Consider the following 16,457-nt stretch of genomic DNA (forward strand, 5'->3'; position numbering starts at 1 on the left):
ACGCCCCTGGACCGGCCGAGGGCGGCGACGAAGCGGGACGCGAGGCTCGGCATGACGGCCCGTGCAACGCGGACGGCCCGGACGAGGGATCGCGCGGGCCGTCCACCCGGTCAGTGCGCGGGTTCCGCGGCTTGGTCCGCGCCGCGGAAGGTCATCACGGCGACCGTGGCGGCGATGACGGCGAGGAACATCAGGCTGGTGTCCACCGTCCCGAGCCCGAGTCCGCCGTGGTCTCCGGGCTGGGAGAGGAGGTCGCCGAAGGAGGCGCCAAGCGGCCGGGTCAGGATGTAGACCAGCCAGAAGGCGAGAATCCCGTCGAGACCGAGCGCGAAGTAGCCGAGCGAGAGGCTGGCGATGACCGCGCCGAAGAGGATCCCGGCGGCGAGGTAGCCGAGGGCGAACTGCTCGGAGATCAGGTCTCCGACCGCGGTGCCGAGGGCGAAGGTGAAGAGGATCGCCAGCCAGTAGAACGCCTCGCGCCGGACATTGGTGACGGCGTGGATCGAGAGCGTGCGCTCCATCCGGTACCAGACCGCGAAGGTGAGCGCGAGCAGCACGCTGAACACCCAGGTGCAGGTGACGAGGCTCACACCGAGGTTGTCCACCAGGTTGTCGGTGACGAGCGTGCCGACGATCGAGACGAGCAAGACCGCCAGCCAGTAGGTCCAGGGCACGTAACGGTCGCGCGCGAACTGGAGCGCGAGGGCGCCGCACAGCACGGCGGCCATCACGATCGAGGTGGTGGTAAGACCGAGGCCGAGATTGACGGCAAGGTAGTCGGCGGCGGTCTCGCCCATGGTGACGGCCATCAGCTTGATCAGCCAGAACCCGGCGGTGACCTCGGGGACCTTGTTTGCGGTTTCGGTGTGCATGGTGCGGTTCCTCATTTTGCCAGCGCAAGCGCCTGGGCGGTGTATCGGTCGGCGCCGGCGTCGTCGTCGGCGTTGCAGCGTCCGAAGGCCTGGGACTGGAGGGCCTTCGCGGTCGGGACGTCGGCCCCGGCGATGCGCCCGTCCGACAGGGCGGTGCGCAGGTCCTTCAGCATCGCCTCGCAGGGCAGCGGGTGGCCCGCCGGATCGGTCACGTCGATCCCGGCGACCTGCCTCGTGCTGCCGCCCGTCACCGCAGCGGGGTGAGCGAGGGCGTCGCTCAGGGCGGCGAGTTTCGCCGCGGCCTCCTGCGGGTCGGGCGACGCCGCGCGCAGGGCCGAGATCGCCCCGTCGGCGGCGGCGTCCACGGTGCCCCAGGCGGCGGGGTCCATCGGTTGCAGCTTCGGCTGCGCCTCGTCCCAGGCCGTCTCGAAATCGGTGATCCGGGCCGTCGCGCCTTTCAGATCGTTGGCGTCCACGAGGCGTGCCGTGTCGGCGGCGATGGCGTCGAGGCCGGAGAGATCGCCGAGCGGCGCGGCCGTGGCCTGCGCGGTGGCCGGGGGCGGGGCGGCAGGCAGGACGAAATGCTCGACCGCCGCGAAGACGCCGATCGGCACGACGATGAGGGTGGTGGCAAGGAGTATCTGTTTCATTGCGGTGCTCCTGTTTCGGGATGGGCGGAGGGTGGAGCAGCGACCGGGCGGCCACGTGATCGGAAGATTGGGAAACGGTAATGTGGGGCGTTTCCGGATTACCGATTCCCAATCTTTCGGTCAGGCCCCGGCGAGACCCGGGTTCGACATCTGCTGCACCGGGCGATGATGCCCGCAGCAACCAGAGAAGAAGGAACACCCATGAAACGCATGCTGACCCTCGCCGCCGTTCCCGCGCTGATCCTCGCCGCCGGAACCGGCTATGCCGCATCCCCGGGCGGCGAGCCCACCGACCGGGCCGAGATGCAGTCCTTCATGTCCGCCGACATGAGCATCGGCGACGCCGTGTCGAAAGCCGAGGCCCAGGGCGGCAAGGCCGTCTCGGCCGAGTGGACGCTCGAACAGGACGGTTCGGCGGGCTACGAGGTGGAGATCGCCGATGCCTCGGGCGGGACGAAGACCCTGTTTGTGAACGCCAGCGACGGCTCGGTCATGGCCGCGCCCGAAAGCAACGACGATCACGAGGGCTCCGACGGCGACGGCGAGGAGCAGAACGACTGACCTCTCGCCGCGGATCGTGTAAGGCAAGGGTCGGCGTTTCGCGCCGGCCCAAGGAGACGCCATGAGAATACTCGTCATCGAGGACGACCCGACCACCGGCGACTACCTCGCCACCGGCCTGCGCCAGGAGGGGCACGTCGTCGACCTGGTACCCGACGGGCGCGACGGTCTCCTGCGCGCCTCGACCGCAAGCTACGACGTGATCGTGCTGGATCGGATGGTGCCATCGCTCGACGGTCTGTCGGTGCTGCGCACGCTCCGGGCGTCGAAGAACCCGGTGCCGGTGCTGGTCCTGACCTCGCTCGACGGGATCGAGGACCGGATCGAGGGGCTGAACACCGGGGCCGACGATTACCTCGTGAAGCCCTTCGCCTTCGGCGAGCTTTCGGCGCGCGTCGCCGCGCTCTGCCGCCGTCCTCCCCCGGCGGACGAACCCACGCTGCTGCGGGTGCGCGACCTGGAGATGAACCTGCTGACCCGCAAGGTCCGGCGCGCCGGACAGGAGATCGACCTTCAACCCCGCGAGTTCGCGCTCTTGGAGTTCCTGCTGCGCCGCAAGGGCCGGGTGCAGACCCGCACCATGCTGCTGGAGGGCGTGTGGGACTTGCATTTCGACCCGATGACGAACGTGGTCGAAACCCACATCAGCCGCATCCGTTCGAAGGTGGAAAAGCCCTTCGGTTCGCCCCTGATCGAGACGGTGCGCGGCGCGGGCTACCGGATCGTCGAATGACCGGCCTCGCCCCCCGCTCGACCCCGCTGCGCCTCGCGCTGGTGGTGATCGGGGTCTTCGTGCTGTTCCTGGCCGCGGGGCTGACCGTCGCCTATGCGACGCTGCGCGGCACGCTGACGGAGGAGACGGCGGGGCGTCTGGAACAGATCGTCTCCGAGATCGCCGTCATCCCCGAAGCCGAGGAGCGGATCGAAAGGGTCCGCGAACTCGCCGCCGCCGCGGATCCCGAGCGGCTGCTGATCTCCTATGCCGCGGAGGGGATGTCGGCCGGCAACGTCGCGGCCCCGCGCTTCGACGGATACGGCAGCTTCGGCGGCGACGACCTGGGCCGGGGGGGCGAGCGGGCCGAACGCTATGCGGGCTGGTCGGGTACGGTGGGCGGCGGACGCCTGACGGTGCTGGTGGGGCAGGAGGCCCTGGCCGAGTTGAACGCCATCTTCGCCGCCATCCTCGGCCTCAGCGTCGTGCCTGCCACGCTGCTGACCAGCGCCATCGGCCTCGTCGCCGCCCGCCGCGCCGGTGCGCGGGTCGACGCGATCCGCACCACGCTCGGGCGCCTGCGGGTCGGCGACCTCGCCGCCCGCGTGCCGCCGGGCAGGGCCGGAGCCCCGGACCTCGACGAGATCGCGGCCGACCTCGACCGCATGGCCGAGGCGCGGCAGGCGGCGACCGAGGCGCTGCGACAGGTCTCCTCCGACATCGCCCATGACCTGCGCACGCCGATCCAGCGGGTCGCGGTCCTGCTCGAACGGCTCTCCGAAACGTTGCCCGACGGCGAGGCGGCAGCGCTGGCCGACCGCGCCCGGGACGCGACGGCCGGGGTGATCGAGACCTTTCGCGTGCTGCTCCAGATCGCGCAACTCGAAGGCGGGCAGGGCCGCGGCCTGCTCGGCCCCGTCGATCTTGGCGCACTTCTTAGGGACATCACCGAGGTCTACACCCCGGCGGCCGAGGAGAGCGGCCACGCCATCGACCTGCGGATCGAGGACCCCGTGCCGGTTCTGGGCGACCGCACCCTCCTGTCGCGGCTGGTGGCCAACCTCGTGGAGAACGCGCTGAAGCACACGCCCGGCGGGCGGATCGCCCTCGCACTGCGCGGCACCGAGCTGACCGTGCGCGACGAGGGCCCCGGCATCCCCGAGGCCGAACACGCCGCCGTCCTGCGCCGCCTCTACCGCCGCGAGTCCAGCCGCACCACGCCGGGCTCCGGCCTCGGCCTCGCCCTGGTGAAGGCCGTCACGGACCTCCACGGAGCGGAACTCGCCCTGTCGGACGCCGGACCCGGACTGAAGGTCACGGTCCGCCTGCAAGCCCATGCCGCATGAAGATGCCGGGCGACGATGTCTCCACCCCGACCGGAGGGAGCGGGCAATGGGTGCGCGGGGGCGCTCCTCCGCAGGGTCCGGCGTAGGAGAATGACCGCCGTCTCAGCGTGCCTGGCGGCATCTCTGATGCCAGCAGTGCAGGCGGTGCCGCGCCGCTTCCTCACGCCCAGAGCAGGAGCGCGCCAGTGGAAATCGCGCCGATCCTGCCCTGAGACGGCGCCTTTCCGGGCCACTCTCGCCGGTTTTCGGGGCGGCAAGGATTTTCGGGCCAAGGACAGAATCGCCTTGTACCCCCTATGTTTCCTTGGCTATACGCGTCGGCGGAGACGTGGCCGAGTGGTCGAAGGCGCTCCCCTGCTAAGCGAGCATACTTTTCAGACAAGTCGCTGATTTTCAGCGGCTTTTTTGTTTGCCTAATTTCCGATTCCCAAATCTTGCCCATCATGCCTGGAACTCCCAGCCATGCGCCAGAACGCGATCCTTGAGGTCGGCCGGCGGGGGCTTGCGATAGCGCCTTTGGCTGCTTCATCTTCGGCCTTCCACCGCTCGACCTGCTCCTGCGCGCGCTCTGCGACGCCTTTCGGGCAGGCTTCTGGGACAGCGATTTCTTCATTTGGAATACGGCACGTCTGCTGATACGCGCGCAAACCGCGGCTACGAGGTCATCGTCAAGCAATCCGCCGCACGAGCGACAGCCGGTTTGTCGAAGCCCACGTGGTTCGTCTGCGCACGGCGCATCATAGTGCACGTCAACCACAGAGGCTTCGACGGCAGGACGAAGGGGCCTCATATCATCGGTCGTCTCGATGAAGTCCTGCTGGAGCGGATGAATGCCGTCCGGGCACGGATCCAGGCCGAAGCCGACATCGCTGCCTACTACCGCGAAGAAAAGTGGGGGGAAGAGCAGGCGCGCGAAGACCGCGGTTTCCAATAGGGAACCGCGCTTTCGCCGCTGCTCCTCCCTTTCAATCAACACAAGGAAAGACCATTGGATATGCCATTCAAATCCGCCTCCGAGATCACCGCCATGGCCGCCTCGTGCTTCCCGCTGGCGCGGGCCGCTGCCACCGGGATCGACCAGGACGTGCTCGACCTCGTTGCGCCGAAGCCGAAGCAGGAGGCCAAGAAACTCGCCACGCTGCTGCGGGCTGGCAAGATCTTCGACAAGGGCATCCTGGCGATGCTGCACGAGCTGGTCGGCGTCCTCGACGCCGAGATCGCCGAAGGCACCTACGTCGAGCCGCGCTACGACCACAGCCCGGAGAACGTCTCCGACTACAAGACCTGGGGCCAGGAGCGGCTCACGCCGGAGGCTGATCGCCTGTCGAACGCCCTCGCGGTGCTGATCGAGCTCTACGCCACCCTCTCGGCGGTGCACGACATCCTGCGCGCCGAGAAGGCCTTGGAGGGGCTGCGCTCCGCAGCCTGATGAGACACGCGGGCCGGAACACCCGCCTCAGGGCGCGCCGACGAACCTTCTGCTGCTACAGATGTCGGCGCGCCTGCTTCACTTTCTGCTTCATACTGGCGGAGCGGTCTCCGGAAATGTGTAGCAAATTGTGTAGCAACGCCCAGGCCGCTTTCAGGGCAGGATAACGTTAAGCCTTTGTTATTATTTTATATTTCCGGCCTTACAGGCAGCGAAAATGGCGGAGACGAAGGGATTCGAACCCTCGAGACGGTTTCCCGCCTACTCCCTTAGCAGGGGAGCGCCTTCGACCACTCGGCCACGTCTCCGTCGACGCGTATAGCCAAGCAAACATAGGGATTACAAGGCGAAACTGCCTTCTGAGCGAGAAAACTCCCTTACATCGAAAACCGCCTCAAGTGGCACTGAGAGGCACCGAGCGGCACCAAGTTTGGGCAAGATCTGGTCAATTTCCCTTACAGCAGAAGCGGCTTCGCCGCGCTGCAAGCTGCCAGCAGATGGATCGCATGATTGTTGATTTCCAGTGAGAAGTGCCCCATCATCTCACCGCTGACATCCATACGCTTCGTTTCTGCGAGGATCCGGCTCTCCCACGTATGCCGAACGCCTCCGATGGTGTGCTTTGATGACGGCAGCAGCCCGTTGTTCCGCAAGTATTGGTTCATCGTTGCCGAGTAGGTGCTCTTGCCACGGTAGCGCGGGAAGCCGTCGGCGTGGCGCTTCGCCGCAGCCAGCGCCACCCCGACCAGGGGTACCTCGCGAACAGACGACGTGTTCTTGATCTCGCGCCGGTTCTCGCCTTCTTCGAACTTCAGCCGAAGATGCGGAATCGGGTGATCCAACACGATCGCCTCTGGCGGCAGGTCGCAGATCTCCGACTGACGACATCCGGTCTCGACAGAAATCAGCAGGATGTCCCGCGCTTCATCGTTGGTGCCGTCGAATGCGCCGGGCGCGAACCACTTCTCTGTGATCCAATCTACGGGGATCTGGTTCTCGCTCTTGTAGCGGTTGTCGTGGGCCGCGATACGCTCGACCTCTTCGACGAGTCCGGAGAGCCGCAGAGCAGGCTCCTCCACAGCGCCGAGGAGCGCCTTGGCGGTCTCTGTCGCGGGATCGGCAAAGGATGCCTCCACGCGCTCCAGAACGTCTTCCAGAGGCGCCTCCAAGAGGTCGGAAAGCGGCCTGTAGGCAAAGCCTCGGGCCTGGTCGAGGTGGAGTTTGGCGACTTCAACCACGGACCACACGGAGACCCCGATGACCAAGACGAACATGGACCTTTCCGAGCTTCTGGCAAAGCACGACCAGGGCGATTTCCTACGCGCTGTCGCTGAGGCGGTTCTGCAGCTGATCATGGAGGCCGATGTCGAGGGCCTGATCGGCGCCGGTCGGCACGAGCGCAGCGGCGAACGCACGACCTGGCGAAACGGGTATCGGGAGCGCGCCCTCGATACCCGTCTGGGAACGCTGAACCTGCGGGTGCCGAAGCTCCGGCAGGGCAGCTACTTTCCCGGCTTCCTCGAGGCCCGCAAGACCTCGGAGCAAGCGCTGGTCGCGGTCATTCAGGAGGCGTGGATCGGCGGGGTATCGACCCGGCGTGTCGATGATCTGGTCCAGGCGATGGGGCTCTCGGGCATTTCGAAGAGCACGGTTTCAAAGCTCTGCAAGGACATCGACGAGCGCGTCGGCGAGTTCCTGAACCGCCCGCTCAGCGGCGAGTGGCCCTATCTCTGGCTGGATGCCACCTATCTCAAGGTCCGCCAGGGCGGGCGCATCGTGCCGGTCGCAGCCATAATCGCCGTCGCCGCCAACACCGAGGGGCGGCGCGAGATCATCGGTCTGGGGATCGGACCTTCGGAGGCCGAGACCTTCTGGACCGAGTTCCTGCGCTCGCTGAAGGCCCGTGGCCTCGGCGGTATCAGGTTGGTCATCAGCGATTCGCATACCGGTCTCAAGGCCGCCATTGCCCGGGTCTTTGAGGGTGAGCTTGCGAACGGCAAAGATGTCGCGTTCACTGGATGAGGCACGCACTCGCGCATGTCTCCCGCGGTCAGCACACCGTCGTCGCCGCCGCGATCCGGCAGGTCTTCGACCAGCCCGACCGCGCCCATGCCGGCGAGACCTGGCGCAAGGTCTCCGAGCAGCTGCGTCCACGCTGGCCCAAGCTCGCCGACCTGATGGACGCAAGCGAACACGACGTGCTGGCTTACACGTCCTTTCCCCGACAGCATCGCACGAAACTGCATTCGACCAACCCGATCGAACGCCTCAACAAGGAGGTGAAGCGCCGGGCAGACGTCGTCGGCATCTTTCCGAACGAGGCTTCCATCATGCGCCTGATCGGCGCGGTGCTGTTCGAACAGAACGACGAATGGCAGACCGCAAGCCGCTACATGATGGTCGAGGCCTTCGCCCAGATCGACACCGAAGAGATCGACCCCATTCTCAGCATCACAACAGAAGCCGCCTGATCATGCACTCAGGCCATCCGCGAAATTACACCAACTTGACGGACGTGACCCGCGACTTGGCACAGATGCTGGCATTTTCGCCGGGCTGACCAGCCACCAAACAGCGAGCCATCTCAAGACGAGCCGCCAAGGGAGCCCTTGGCGGCTTTTTCGTTTCGAGACTTCGCGGCTCGACAGGCCATGAATTTCGCTGTATCCATTTGGTGATCGCGCAGGCCACGGCGCGCACTGTAAGTGCGCAATATTACGGGAAAAATGCGCATTGCTCTGGGCGAAGGTCGCGCAAGCCTTCGGGCGCAGTTCGATGATTTTCTCCAATGAAATCAAGCAAGGGTGCGCACGGTTACGCGGCATCCTACAAGGTATGTGAGGCCGCGCAAAAGCATTTTGTATACCATCGCTTGAAGAACTCCGGTGCAACCGCAGGGATCATAGCAGAAGGCCCATGCCGAAGTTGGCTGAATCCGACCTCGACCCGCCGACTTTGCGTGTCTGTCGGTCGGAATATGGGTGTGACCGACGTGTCCTTGCGAACTGATCTCTGGAGGAGGCGCCTCCTGAAGAGTCTCCAAACGCCCCTCTCAGCCGGAGCATCGTGCCCGCCAAGCGATCGGTGACACCTTGCACCGTGCATGGCCAAGGGCAGGGTCCGGCGGCCAGGCCAAGGTCCACGACGGCCCACCAATCACCCGCCGCGGGACGTGGTCTCGCTCAGGCGGTAGCCGATGCCCGGCTCGTTCTGGAGCAGCGTCGGGCTTGCCGGATCGTCCTCCAGCTTCTTGCGCAGGGACCGGACCGTCACGCGCAGGTATTCGATGCGGTCGGTATGGGCCGGGCCCCAGACCTCGCGCAGGAGGTGGGTATGGGTCAGCACCTTGCCGGGATGGGCGGCGATCTGGGCGAGCAGGTCGAACTCCTTGGGCGTCAGCTTCACCTCGACACCGGACTTGCGGATGCTGTGCGCGTCGAGGTCGATCTCGACCCGGCCGACGACGATCTTCCGCGCCATGCCCCCGCTCCGGTCGGCGCGGCGCAGGCAGGAGCGGATGCGCGCCAGCAGCTCCTCGCTGTCGAAGGGCTTGGTCACGTAGTCGTCCGCGCCAAGATCGAGCGCCGCGACCTTCTCGGCCGAACCCTGGCGCGCGGTCAGGACGATGATCGGTACGCCCCTCTCCCGGAAAGGTCCGATCAGTTCCAGCCCGTCGCGGTCCGGCAGGCCGAGATCCAGCAGGACAAGGCGCGGCGGCCGCACCGCGAGCGCCTTCAGCGCGGCCGCCGCTGTGGCGGCTTCCTCGGTCTCGTAGCCACAGCGCTCGGTCGAGACGCGCAGCAGGCGCCGGATCGGCATCTCGTCGTCGACGATCAGGATGCGGCCGCTCATGCGATGTCCTCCAGCGAGAGCTGGACGATGGCCTCGGCCGGAATGCGGATGGTGAAGCGCGATCCGCCGCGCTGGCGTCGCGCCGCTTCCACCGAAAAGCCCATGGCCTGCGCGAAGCCCTTCACGATGGCAAGTCCGAGGCCCGAGCCGCCGGTGCGGTCCGAGGTCTCGCCCCGGGCGAAGCGGTCGAAGATCCGCTGCTCGGTCCCTTGCGGGATGCCCGGGCCGCGGTCGAGCACATCGATCACCGGGCCGCGCCGACCCATGCGGGCGACGACCTCGATCGGCTCTTCGGCGGGCGAATACTTCGCCGCGTTGTCGATCAGGTTCAGGATCGCGTGGTGGAGAAGCACCGCATCGGCCCGGACCAGCGGCAGGGTCGGGTCGATGGAAATGCCCACCTGCCGGTCCTTCAGCGGCCCGGACAGGTCGGCGACGGCGGAGGCTATGGCGTCGGTCAGGTCGATCGGCGCGAGGTCCGGCGTCACCGCGCCCTCCTCGATGCGCGTCAGGTCGAGCAGGTCGGAAAGGAAGCGGTTCAGCCGCCGCGCCTCGGTCCGCACCGTCCGGACGAGGTCGGCTTCCGGGCCGCTCGCATCCAGCGCCTCGGCGGCGGCGGTGACGGCGGTCAGCGGCGTGCGCAGGTCATGGCTGAGCGAGGCCAGCAGCGCGGCGCGCAGGGAATCGCGCTGGCGGACCACCTCCATCTCGCGCATGTCGGTCTCGAGCTTCAGCCGTTCATGGGCCAGCGCCGCCTGGTCGATCAGGCTCTCGGCCAGCGCCGCCCGCTCCGTCGGGATGGCCTCGCGCCCCGCCGGGCTGCGCAGGCCGAGGACGGCGAGGGTGCCGAGCGCGGTCCTGAGCGGGCGGAACTGCCAGTCGCTCGCCGTCAGAGTATCGGTGCCGCGCCCCGCAGGTTCGCCATGGTCGAAGGCCCATTCCGCCGCCGCGCGGTCCACCGCGGAAAGCTCGGGCCGGGTCTGGCCCGAGGCGGTGATCCTCAGCCCCTCCCTCGTCTCGTGCAGGATCATCGCCTGCACGGCGATGAGCGCGCGCACCTCGTCGCAGACGATCTGCGCCGTCTCCTCCGTCGTGCTGGCCGCGCCAAGGCGGGTGGCGAAGCGGGCCAGCGCCGCGTTCTCCCGCGCGCTCCGCATGGCGAGTTCGGCGGCGGTCCTGGCCCGGGCGGCGAGCTGGCCGGTGATGATCGCGACGATCACCAGCAGGACCGCGGTGATGACGTTCGCCGGACTGTAGATGATGAAGGTGTAGACGGGCGGCAGGAAGAAGAAGTTGTAGGCAACGCCCGCGGCGATTGCCGCGACGAGGCCGGCCCGGAAGCCGAAGAAACTCGCGCTGGCGATCACGGGGACGAGGTAGAGAAGGTCGATCGGCCCGCGCCCGAGCCAGGCCTGCGCGGTGTAGAGGGCAAGGGTCATCGCGCCGACGGCTGCGAGCGCGATGAGGTCGCCCCGCCATGGCCCCCGCGGGACGAAGCGGCGCCAGGGCTGTCCGGCTTCGGGTTCGCTGATCGGGATGACGTGGACGGCAAGCCCCGTCGTGCGGTCGAGGATGTCCTGCACGATCCGGTCGCGCCGCCGGAAGACGCCCTGCCGGGATCGCGACTTGCCGAGGACAAGCTGCGTCGCGCGCAGCTCCCTCGCCTGGGCGAGGACCGCCTCCTGGACCGAGGTGCCCGGCACCGACTGAAGGACCGCGCCGAGCGAGGAGGCGAGCGACAGCGTCCGGGCGAGCTGCATCCTGTCCGCGTCGGAGGACTGTCCCGCCGTGGTCGTCTCGACGTGAAGCGCGGTCATCGGCGCCTTCAGCGCGTCGGCCAGGCGCTTGGCCGCACGCACCACCTGCTCACCCCCCGCCGCGCCCGAGACGGCGACGAGGATGCGCTGCCCGCCGCCTTGCGCGTCGCGGCCGGTGACGCCTTGGTGTTCCCTGATCCGCGCGTCGACATATTGCGCGGCGTGGCGCAAGGCGAGTTCGCGCAACGCCAGCAGGTTGCCCTTGGAGAAGAAGTGGTCGAGCGCGCTGCGGGCCTGGTCGGGAACATAGACCTTGCCCGATTCCAGCCGCTTGATCAGGTCCTCCGGCGGCAGGTCGATCAACTCGATCTCGGCGTTCTCGAACACCTTGTCGGGCACCGTCTCGCGCACCCGGACCTGGGTGAAGGAGCCGACGACATCGTTCAGGCTCTCGACATGCTGGATGTTCACCGTCGTCATCACGTCGATCCCGGCGGCCAGCAGTTCTTCGATGTCCTGCCAGCGCTTGGGATGGCGGCTGCCGGGCGCGTTGGTGTGGGCCAGTTCATCGACGAGGACGATCTGCGGGCGGCGCCGGAGGACGGCGTCGATGTCCATCTCGGTCAGGGTCTGACCCTTGTAGTCGAGCTTCCTGCGCGGGACGACCTCGTGCGGCGCGACCAGCGCCTCGGTCTCCCTGCGCCCGTGGGTCTCGACAATGCCGACGACCACGTCCGCACCGGCCTCGCGCTTTTCGGCGCCTTCCAGAAGCATCTCGTAGGTCTTGCCCACCCCCGGGGCGGCGCCGAGGAAGATCTTGAGGCTGCCACGCCCCTCCCGCTCCGCTTCGCGGAGAAGGGCTTCGGGGGAGGGGCGGGCATCGTCGGTCATGGTCGCAGCCTATTGGGTCGGTGCCGCACCGGAAAGTTCGGAGTCGAGCGCGAGGTTCGCCTCCAGCACGTTCACGATGCGGCCCTCGGTGAACGGCCCGCCGGGAGCGAAGGCGAGCCGGTCGAACAGCACCTTGACCTGGCCCACGTCGACCCCTCGCGCTTCGGCGATGCGGGGCGCCTGGAACAACGCGCCCTCCAGCGAGACGTGGGGATCGAGACCCGCGCCCGAGGCGGTGACGAGTTCGGCCGGGATCGGGCGGGCCGCGCTTGCCCCGCCGTAGGCTGCGATCAGGCCCTCGGCCCGCGTCGCGAGTTCGGGATTGGCGGGCGAGAGGTTCGATCCGCCCGCGCCTGCGGCGTCGTAGTCCACGGCCGAGGGGCGGGGCCAGAGGTGGCCGGGCGCGGTGAAGCCTTGGGCGATCAGGCGGCTGCCGATCACGGTGCCGTCGTCGCGCACGATCAGCGATCCGTTGGCGGTGGCCGGGGACACGGCCTGCGCAACGCCGAGGACGACAGCGGTGTAGCCGCCCACGCAGAGGGCCATGGTCGCCGCCGCGACGCGCAGGCCGGAAAGAAGATCGGACATGTGCAGTTCTCCAGTTTCAGCCGCTCAGGGCAGCGAGAAATGTTCGGCGAGCGGCCCGAGCGCCGCGGCCGGAAGGAAGGTGAGCGCGCCGAAGATGACGACGGTCAGCGCCAGCATGGTGCCGAAGGTGGCATCCTCGACGCCGAGCGTGCCCGCGCTTTCGGCCGCGCGCCGCTTGGCCGTCAGGCTGCCGACGATCGCGAGGGGCAGGATGATCGGCAGGTAGCGGCCGAGCAGCATCACGATCCCGGTCGCGATGTTCCAGGCCCCCGTGCCGTCACCGAGGCCCTCGAAGCCCGAGCCGTTGTTCGCGGCGGCCGAGCTGAACTCGTAGAGGATCTCGGAAAAGCCGTGCGGCCCCGCCTCCTGCACCGTCGCCTGGCCGAGCGCTGTGCCCGCGAAGAGCGCGGTGCCGCCGAGGATCAGGATGGCATGGGCGAACAGCGCGAGGATGGCGAAACGCACCTCCTTCGCCTCGATCCTGTGGCCGAGGTATTCGGGTGTCCGCCCGACCATCATCCCGGCCACGAAGACCGCGACGACGATGTAGAGGAACATGTTGATCATGCCGACACCGACGCCGCCAAAGGTCGCGTTGAGCCACATTCCGATCATCGGCATCAGCCCGGTCAGCGGGTTCAGGCTGTCGTGCATCGCGCCGACCGAGCCGTTCGAGGTCGCCGTCGTCAGCACCGCCCAGAGCGGGCCGCCGGTCGCGCCGAAGCGCAGTTCCTTGCCCTCGAGGTTGCCCGTCGCCTCGGACACCGGAAGCCCGGCGAAGGCGGGGGTCGGCCCGCTCTCGAACGCGACGGAGCCCGTGATCTTGACCAGAAGGAACACCGCCATCACCGCGAAGATGACCGACGCGTGGCGCATCCGGCCGAGTATGCGGCCGAACATCCAGACGCAGGCCATCGGGATCAGGACGATCGCGACCATGGCCAGCGCATTGGTCCAGAAGGTCGGGTTCTCCAGCGGATGCGTGGCGTTCGGGCCGAAGAAGCCGCCGCCGTTGGTGCCGAGCTGCTTGATCGCCAGGAAGGCCGCGACCGGGCCCCGTGCGATGGTCTGCGCCGCACCCTCGAGCGTCGTCGCCTCCGCCGCGCCCTTGAGCGTCATCGGCATGCCGCCGAAGACCATCAGCAGCGCCACGACCGCCGCCACCGGCAGGAGCACGAGGAAGCTCGCCCGCTGCACGTCGATCAGGAAGTTGCCGAGGGACGCCCGCCCCGCGATCCCGCGCGCCGTCGCGGCCAGCGCCGCGATCCCCGTCGCCGCCGAGACGAACTGGAGCCACATCAGGCCCGCCAGCTGGCTCAGGTAGCTCATCGAGACCTCGCCTGAATAGTGCTGGAGGTTGGTGTTGGTCGTGAACGAGGCCGCGGTGTTGAACACCAGCGTCGGGTCGAGCGCGCCCTTGCCGTCGGGGTTGAGCGGCAGCCATTGCTGGAGCGCGAGGATCGCGAAGGTCACGGTGAACATCACGGCGTTGAAGACGAGAAGCGTCACGAGATACCGCTTCCAGTCCTGCTCGTCCGAAGCGCCACCGATCTTGCAGAAGAGGGTCGTCCAGCGGTTTGGGGATTGCGGGTCCATGGCCCAGGCCATGTAGCGGCCGAGGGGGAACGACAGCAGCGCGGCGCCGCCGACGATCAGCGAAACGAGAAGGATGTGGTCCATTGCATCAGTCCTTGAAGAGTTGGGACACGGCGCCGATCAGCGCGGCGAACACGAGTATCCCGAGGGCATAGGTGAGAAGGATCATGTGAGGCTCTCCCTTCAGGCGAGGCCGAGGCCCGAGACGGCCAGGTCGATCAGCTTGATGCCGAGGAACGGCGCGATCAGGCCGCCCGCCCCGTAGAGGACAAGGTTGCGCACAAGCTGACGCGCGGCCGATTGCGGTCGGTAGGCCACGCCGCGCAGCGCCAGCGGCACGAGAAGCGGGATGATCAGCGCGTTGAAGATCAGCGCCGAGAGGATCGCGCTTTCCGGGCTCGCCAGCCCCATGACGTTCAGCGCGCCGAGGCCCGGATAGAGCGCCACGAAGATCGCCGGCAGGATCGCAAAATACTTCGCCACGTCGTTCGAGATCGAGAAGGTCGTGAGCGCGCCCCGGGTCATCAGGAGCTGCTTGCCGATCCCCACGATCTCGATGAGCTTGGTGGGGTTGTTGTCGAGGTCGACCATGTTGCCGGCCTCACGCGCGGCCTGGGTCCCGGTGTTCATCGCGACGCCCACGTCGGACTGCGCCAGCGCGGGCGCATCGTTCGTCCCGTCGCCGCACATCGCCACCAGCTTGCCGCCCGACTGTTCCTTGCGGATCAGCTCCAGCTTGTCCTCGGGCGTCGCCTCGGCGAGGAAGTCGTCCACCCCGGCCTCGGCCGCGATGGCCGCCGCGGTCAGGGCGTTGTCCCCGGTGATCATCACCGTGCGGATGCCCATGCGCCTGAGTTCGGCAAAGCGCTCCTTGATGCCGGACTTCACGATGTCCTTCAGGTGGATCACCCCCAGGAGCCGCTCCCCATCGGCCACCGCCAGCGGCGTGCCGCCCGCCCGCGCGATCCGCTCGGTCAGCGCGCGCAGCTCGCGCACTGCGGCGGGTTCGAACGCGTGCAGCTTCAGCACTGCGTCCACCGCCCCCTTGCGCACCCGGCGCGTGCCGATGTCGAGGCCGCTGACCCGGGTCTGTGCCGTGAAGCCGACCACCTCCGCACCCTCCGGGGTCGCCTCGCCCCGTCCGGCCAGGGCGATGATCGAGCGGCCCTCGGGCGTCTCGTCGCCCAGCGACGAGAGCCGCGACGCCTCCATCAGCTCCGCGTCGCGGATGCCCGAGAGCGGCAGGAACTCGGTCGCCTGCCGGTCGCCGAGCGTGATCGTCCCGGTCTTGTCGAGCAGCAGCGTGTCGATGTCGCCCGCGGCCTCCACCGCGCGGCCCGACTTCGCCAGCACGTTGAACCGGATCAGCCGGTCCATGCCCGCGATCCCGATGGCCGAGAGCAGGGCCGAGATCGTGGTCGGGATCAGCGCCACGAAGAGCGCGATCAGGACGGGAACCGCGATCGTCCCACCGGCATAGGCGGCGAAGGCGGGCAGGGTGCCCACGGCGATCAGGAAGATCAGCGTGAGACCCGTCAATAGAACTGTCAGCGCGATCTCGTTCGGGGTCTTCGCGCGGCTCGCCCCTTCTACGAGTGCGATCATCCGGTCGAGGAAGCCCGTCCCCGGCTCGACCGTCACCCGGACCTTGATCCAGTCCGAGATCACCCGCGTGCCCGCCGTGACGGCCGACCGGTCGCCGCCCGCCTCGCGGATCACCGGCGCGCTCTCGCCCGTGATGGCGGCCTCGTTCACCGAGGCGACGCCCTCGATCACCTCGCCGTCGGCGGGGATCGGGTCGCCGGTCTCGACGAGCACGACGTCGCCCTTGCGGAGCTCGCTCGCGGGCACCTCCTGCGTCGCGTCGCCCTTGACGCGCTTGCCCCGGAGCTCGGCCTTGGTCGAGCGCAGCGCGGCCGCCTGCGCCTTGCCCCGCCCCTCGGCCAGCGCCTCGGCGAAGTTGCCGAAGAGGACGGTGAGCCAGAGCCAGAAGACGATCTGAGCCTGGAACAGGACGTCGCCGCCGACAAGAACGGTGCGGACGAAGAGGACCGTGGCGAGGAGCGCGACGGCTGCGGTCGTGAACATGACCGGGTTGCGGACCAGCTGGCGCGGATCGAGCTTGACGACGCTCTGCCAGAGCGCCGGCCCGACAAGGTCGGCCGAGAAGACGGATCGGTTGGATGTGCTGGACATGATGCGC

The 16,457-nt window shown here is 68.0% G+C and carries 13 protein-coding genes, 1 tRNA gene and 1 pseudogene; 6 read left to right on the top strand and 9 right to left on the bottom strand.

Annotation, left to right across the window (positions count from 1 at the left end):
* Window positions 1-110: 110 nt before the first annotated feature.
* Together A7B20_RS04845 and A7B20_RS21465 are read right to left on the bottom strand one after the other, a co-directional pair.
* Complete coding sequence (locus tag A7B20_RS04845) at window positions 111-872, bottom strand: COG4705 family protein (RefSeq protein ID WP_245866560.1); 762 nt, start codon at window positions 870-872, stop codon at window positions 111-113.
* Window positions 873-883: 11 nt separating this feature from the next.
* Complete coding sequence (locus A7B20_RS21465; protein ID WP_216641170.1) at window positions 884-1,522, bottom strand: hypothetical protein; 639 nt, start codon at window positions 1,520-1,522, stop codon at window positions 884-886.
* Between the two features lie 201 nt (window positions 1,523-1,723).
* Between A7B20_RS21465 and A7B20_RS04855 the strand changes: the two genes are divergently transcribed.
* The 5 genes from A7B20_RS04855 (at window position 1,724) to A7B20_RS04875 (ending at window position 5,570) form a co-directional block, all read left to right on the top strand.
* The gene (locus tag A7B20_RS04855) at window positions 1,724-2,083 is read left to right on the top strand and encodes a PepSY domain-containing protein (RefSeq protein ID WP_102107429.1); all 360 of its coding nucleotides are present in this window, start codon (window positions 1,724-1,726) and stop codon (window positions 2,081-2,083) included.
* Between the two features lie 61 nt (window positions 2,084-2,144).
* Window positions 2,145-2,816, top strand: coding sequence for a winged helix-turn-helix domain-containing protein (locus tag A7B20_RS04860; RefSeq protein WP_102107430.1), 672 nt, complete (start codon window positions 2,145-2,147; stop codon window positions 2,814-2,816).
* On the top strand, window positions 2,813-4,141 hold the full coding sequence (locus tag A7B20_RS04865; protein ID WP_102107431.1) for a sensor histidine kinase: 1,329 nt from the start codon (window positions 2,813-2,815) through the stop codon (window positions 4,139-4,141). The genes A7B20_RS04860 and A7B20_RS04865 overlap by 4 nt, the downstream gene beginning before the upstream one ends.
* Before the next feature lie 613 nt (window positions 4,142-4,754).
* Entirely contained in the window at window positions 4,755-5,075 is a 321-nt protein-coding gene (locus A7B20_RS21180; protein WP_157937601.1) for a hypothetical protein, read from the top strand.
* A 60-nt stretch (window positions 5,076-5,135) separates the two neighbouring features.
* Window positions 5,136-5,570, top strand: a complete 435-nt coding sequence (locus A7B20_RS04875; RefSeq protein ID WP_102107433.1) for a hypothetical protein — start codon at window positions 5,136-5,138, stop codon at window positions 5,568-5,570.
* A gap of 218 nt (window positions 5,571-5,788) precedes the next feature.
* Here the strand turns inward: A7B20_RS04875 and A7B20_RS04880 are convergent.
* Window positions 5,789-5,878, bottom strand: a tRNA-Ser gene (locus A7B20_RS04880).
* A 147-nt stretch (window positions 5,879-6,025) separates the two neighbouring features.
* The gene (locus tag A7B20_RS04885; RefSeq protein ID WP_109791151.1) at window positions 6,026-6,844 is read right to left on the bottom strand and encodes a site-specific integrase; all 819 of its coding nucleotides are present in this window, start codon (window positions 6,842-6,844) and stop codon (window positions 6,026-6,028) included.
* On the opposite strand from A7B20_RS04885, the pseudogene A7B20_RS04890 reads away from it, so the two are divergent.
* Window positions 6,828-8,041 (top strand): annotated as a pseudogene (locus A7B20_RS04890) (IS256 family transposase). The gene A7B20_RS04885 and the pseudogene A7B20_RS04890 overlap by 17 nt on opposite strands.
* A gap of 685 nt (window positions 8,042-8,726) precedes the next feature.
* Here A7B20_RS04890 and A7B20_RS04895 read toward each other — a convergent pair.
* The 5 genes from A7B20_RS04895 to kdpB all read right to left on the bottom strand — a co-directional run bounded on the left by A7B20_RS04895 (window position 8,727) and on the right by kdpB (window position 16,450).
* Entirely contained in the window at window positions 8,727-9,422 is a 696-nt protein-coding gene (locus A7B20_RS04895) for a response regulator (protein ID WP_102107435.1), read from the bottom strand.
* The gene (locus A7B20_RS04900) at window positions 9,419-12,070 is read right to left on the bottom strand and encodes a sensor histidine kinase (RefSeq protein ID WP_102107436.1); all 2,652 of its coding nucleotides are present in this window, start codon (window positions 12,068-12,070) and stop codon (window positions 9,419-9,421) included. Before A7B20_RS04900 ends, A7B20_RS04895 begins: the two co-directional genes overlap by 4 nt.
* Before the next feature lie 9 nt (window positions 12,071-12,079).
* Window positions 12,080-12,658: a potassium-transporting ATPase subunit C gene (locus tag A7B20_RS04905; RefSeq protein WP_102107437.1), complete on the bottom strand. Its 579-nt coding sequence runs from the start codon at window positions 12,656-12,658 to the stop codon at window positions 12,080-12,082.
* Between the two features lie 24 nt (window positions 12,659-12,682).
* Window positions 12,683-14,338: a potassium-transporting ATPase subunit KdpA gene (gene kdpA / locus A7B20_RS04910; protein WP_102107438.1), complete on the bottom strand. Its 1,656-nt coding sequence runs from the start codon at window positions 14,336-14,338 to the stop codon at window positions 12,683-12,685.
* 99 nt (window positions 14,339-14,437) lie between these two features.
* Entirely contained in the window at window positions 14,438-16,450 is a 2,013-nt protein-coding gene (gene kdpB, locus A7B20_RS04920; RefSeq protein ID WP_102107440.1) for a potassium-transporting ATPase subunit KdpB, read from the bottom strand.
* Window positions 16,451-16,457 lie beyond the last annotated feature (7 nt).

It is taken from the genome of Oceaniglobus roseus, assembly GCF_002869745.1.
GTDB classification, from domain to species: Bacteria; Pseudomonadota; Alphaproteobacteria; order Rhodobacterales; family Rhodobacteraceae; genus Oceaniglobus; species Oceaniglobus roseus.

Excerpts from the sequence above, each read along its gene's own strand:
- A7B20_RS04845 (WP_245866560.1), bottom strand. The coding sequence starts at position 872 with ATGCACACCGAAACCGCAAACAAGGTCCCCGAGGTCACCGCCGGGTTC.
- A7B20_RS21465 (WP_216641170.1), bottom strand. The coding sequence starts at position 1,522 with ATGAAACAGATACTCCTTGCCACCACCCTCATCGTCGTGCCGATCGGC.
- A7B20_RS04855 (WP_102107429.1), top strand. The coding sequence starts at position 1,724 with ATGAAACGCATGCTGACCCTCGCCGCCGTTCCCGCGCTGATCCTCGCC.
- A7B20_RS04860 (WP_102107430.1), top strand. The coding sequence starts at position 2,145 with ATGAGAATACTCGTCATCGAGGACGACCCGACCACCGGCGACTACCTC.
- A7B20_RS04865 (WP_102107431.1), top strand. The coding sequence starts at position 2,813 with ATGACCGGCCTCGCCCCCCGCTCGACCCCGCTGCGCCTCGCGCTGGTG.
- A7B20_RS04875 (WP_102107433.1), top strand. The coding sequence starts at position 5,136 with ATGCCATTCAAATCCGCCTCCGAGATCACCGCCATGGCCGCCTCGTGC.
- A7B20_RS04885 (WP_109791151.1), bottom strand. The coding sequence starts at position 6,844 with ATGTTCGTCTTGGTCATCGGGGTCTCCGTGTGGTCCGTGGTTGAAGTC.
- A7B20_RS04895 (WP_102107435.1), bottom strand. The coding sequence starts at position 9,422 with ATGAGCGGCCGCATCCTGATCGTCGACGACGAGATGCCGATCCGGCGC.
- A7B20_RS04900 (WP_102107436.1), bottom strand. The coding sequence starts at position 12,070 with ATGACCGACGATGCCCGCCCCTCCCCCGAAGCCCTTCTCCGCGAAGCG.
- A7B20_RS04905 (WP_102107437.1), bottom strand. The coding sequence starts at position 12,658 with ATGTCCGATCTTCTTTCCGGCCTGCGCGTCGCGGCGGCGACCATGGCC.
- kdpA (WP_102107438.1), bottom strand. The coding sequence starts at position 14,338 with ATGGACCACATCCTTCTCGTTTCGCTGATCGTCGGCGGCGCCGCGCTG.
- kdpB (WP_102107440.1), bottom strand. The coding sequence starts at position 16,450 with ATGTCCAGCACATCCAACCGATCCGTCTTCTCGGCCGACCTTGTCGGG.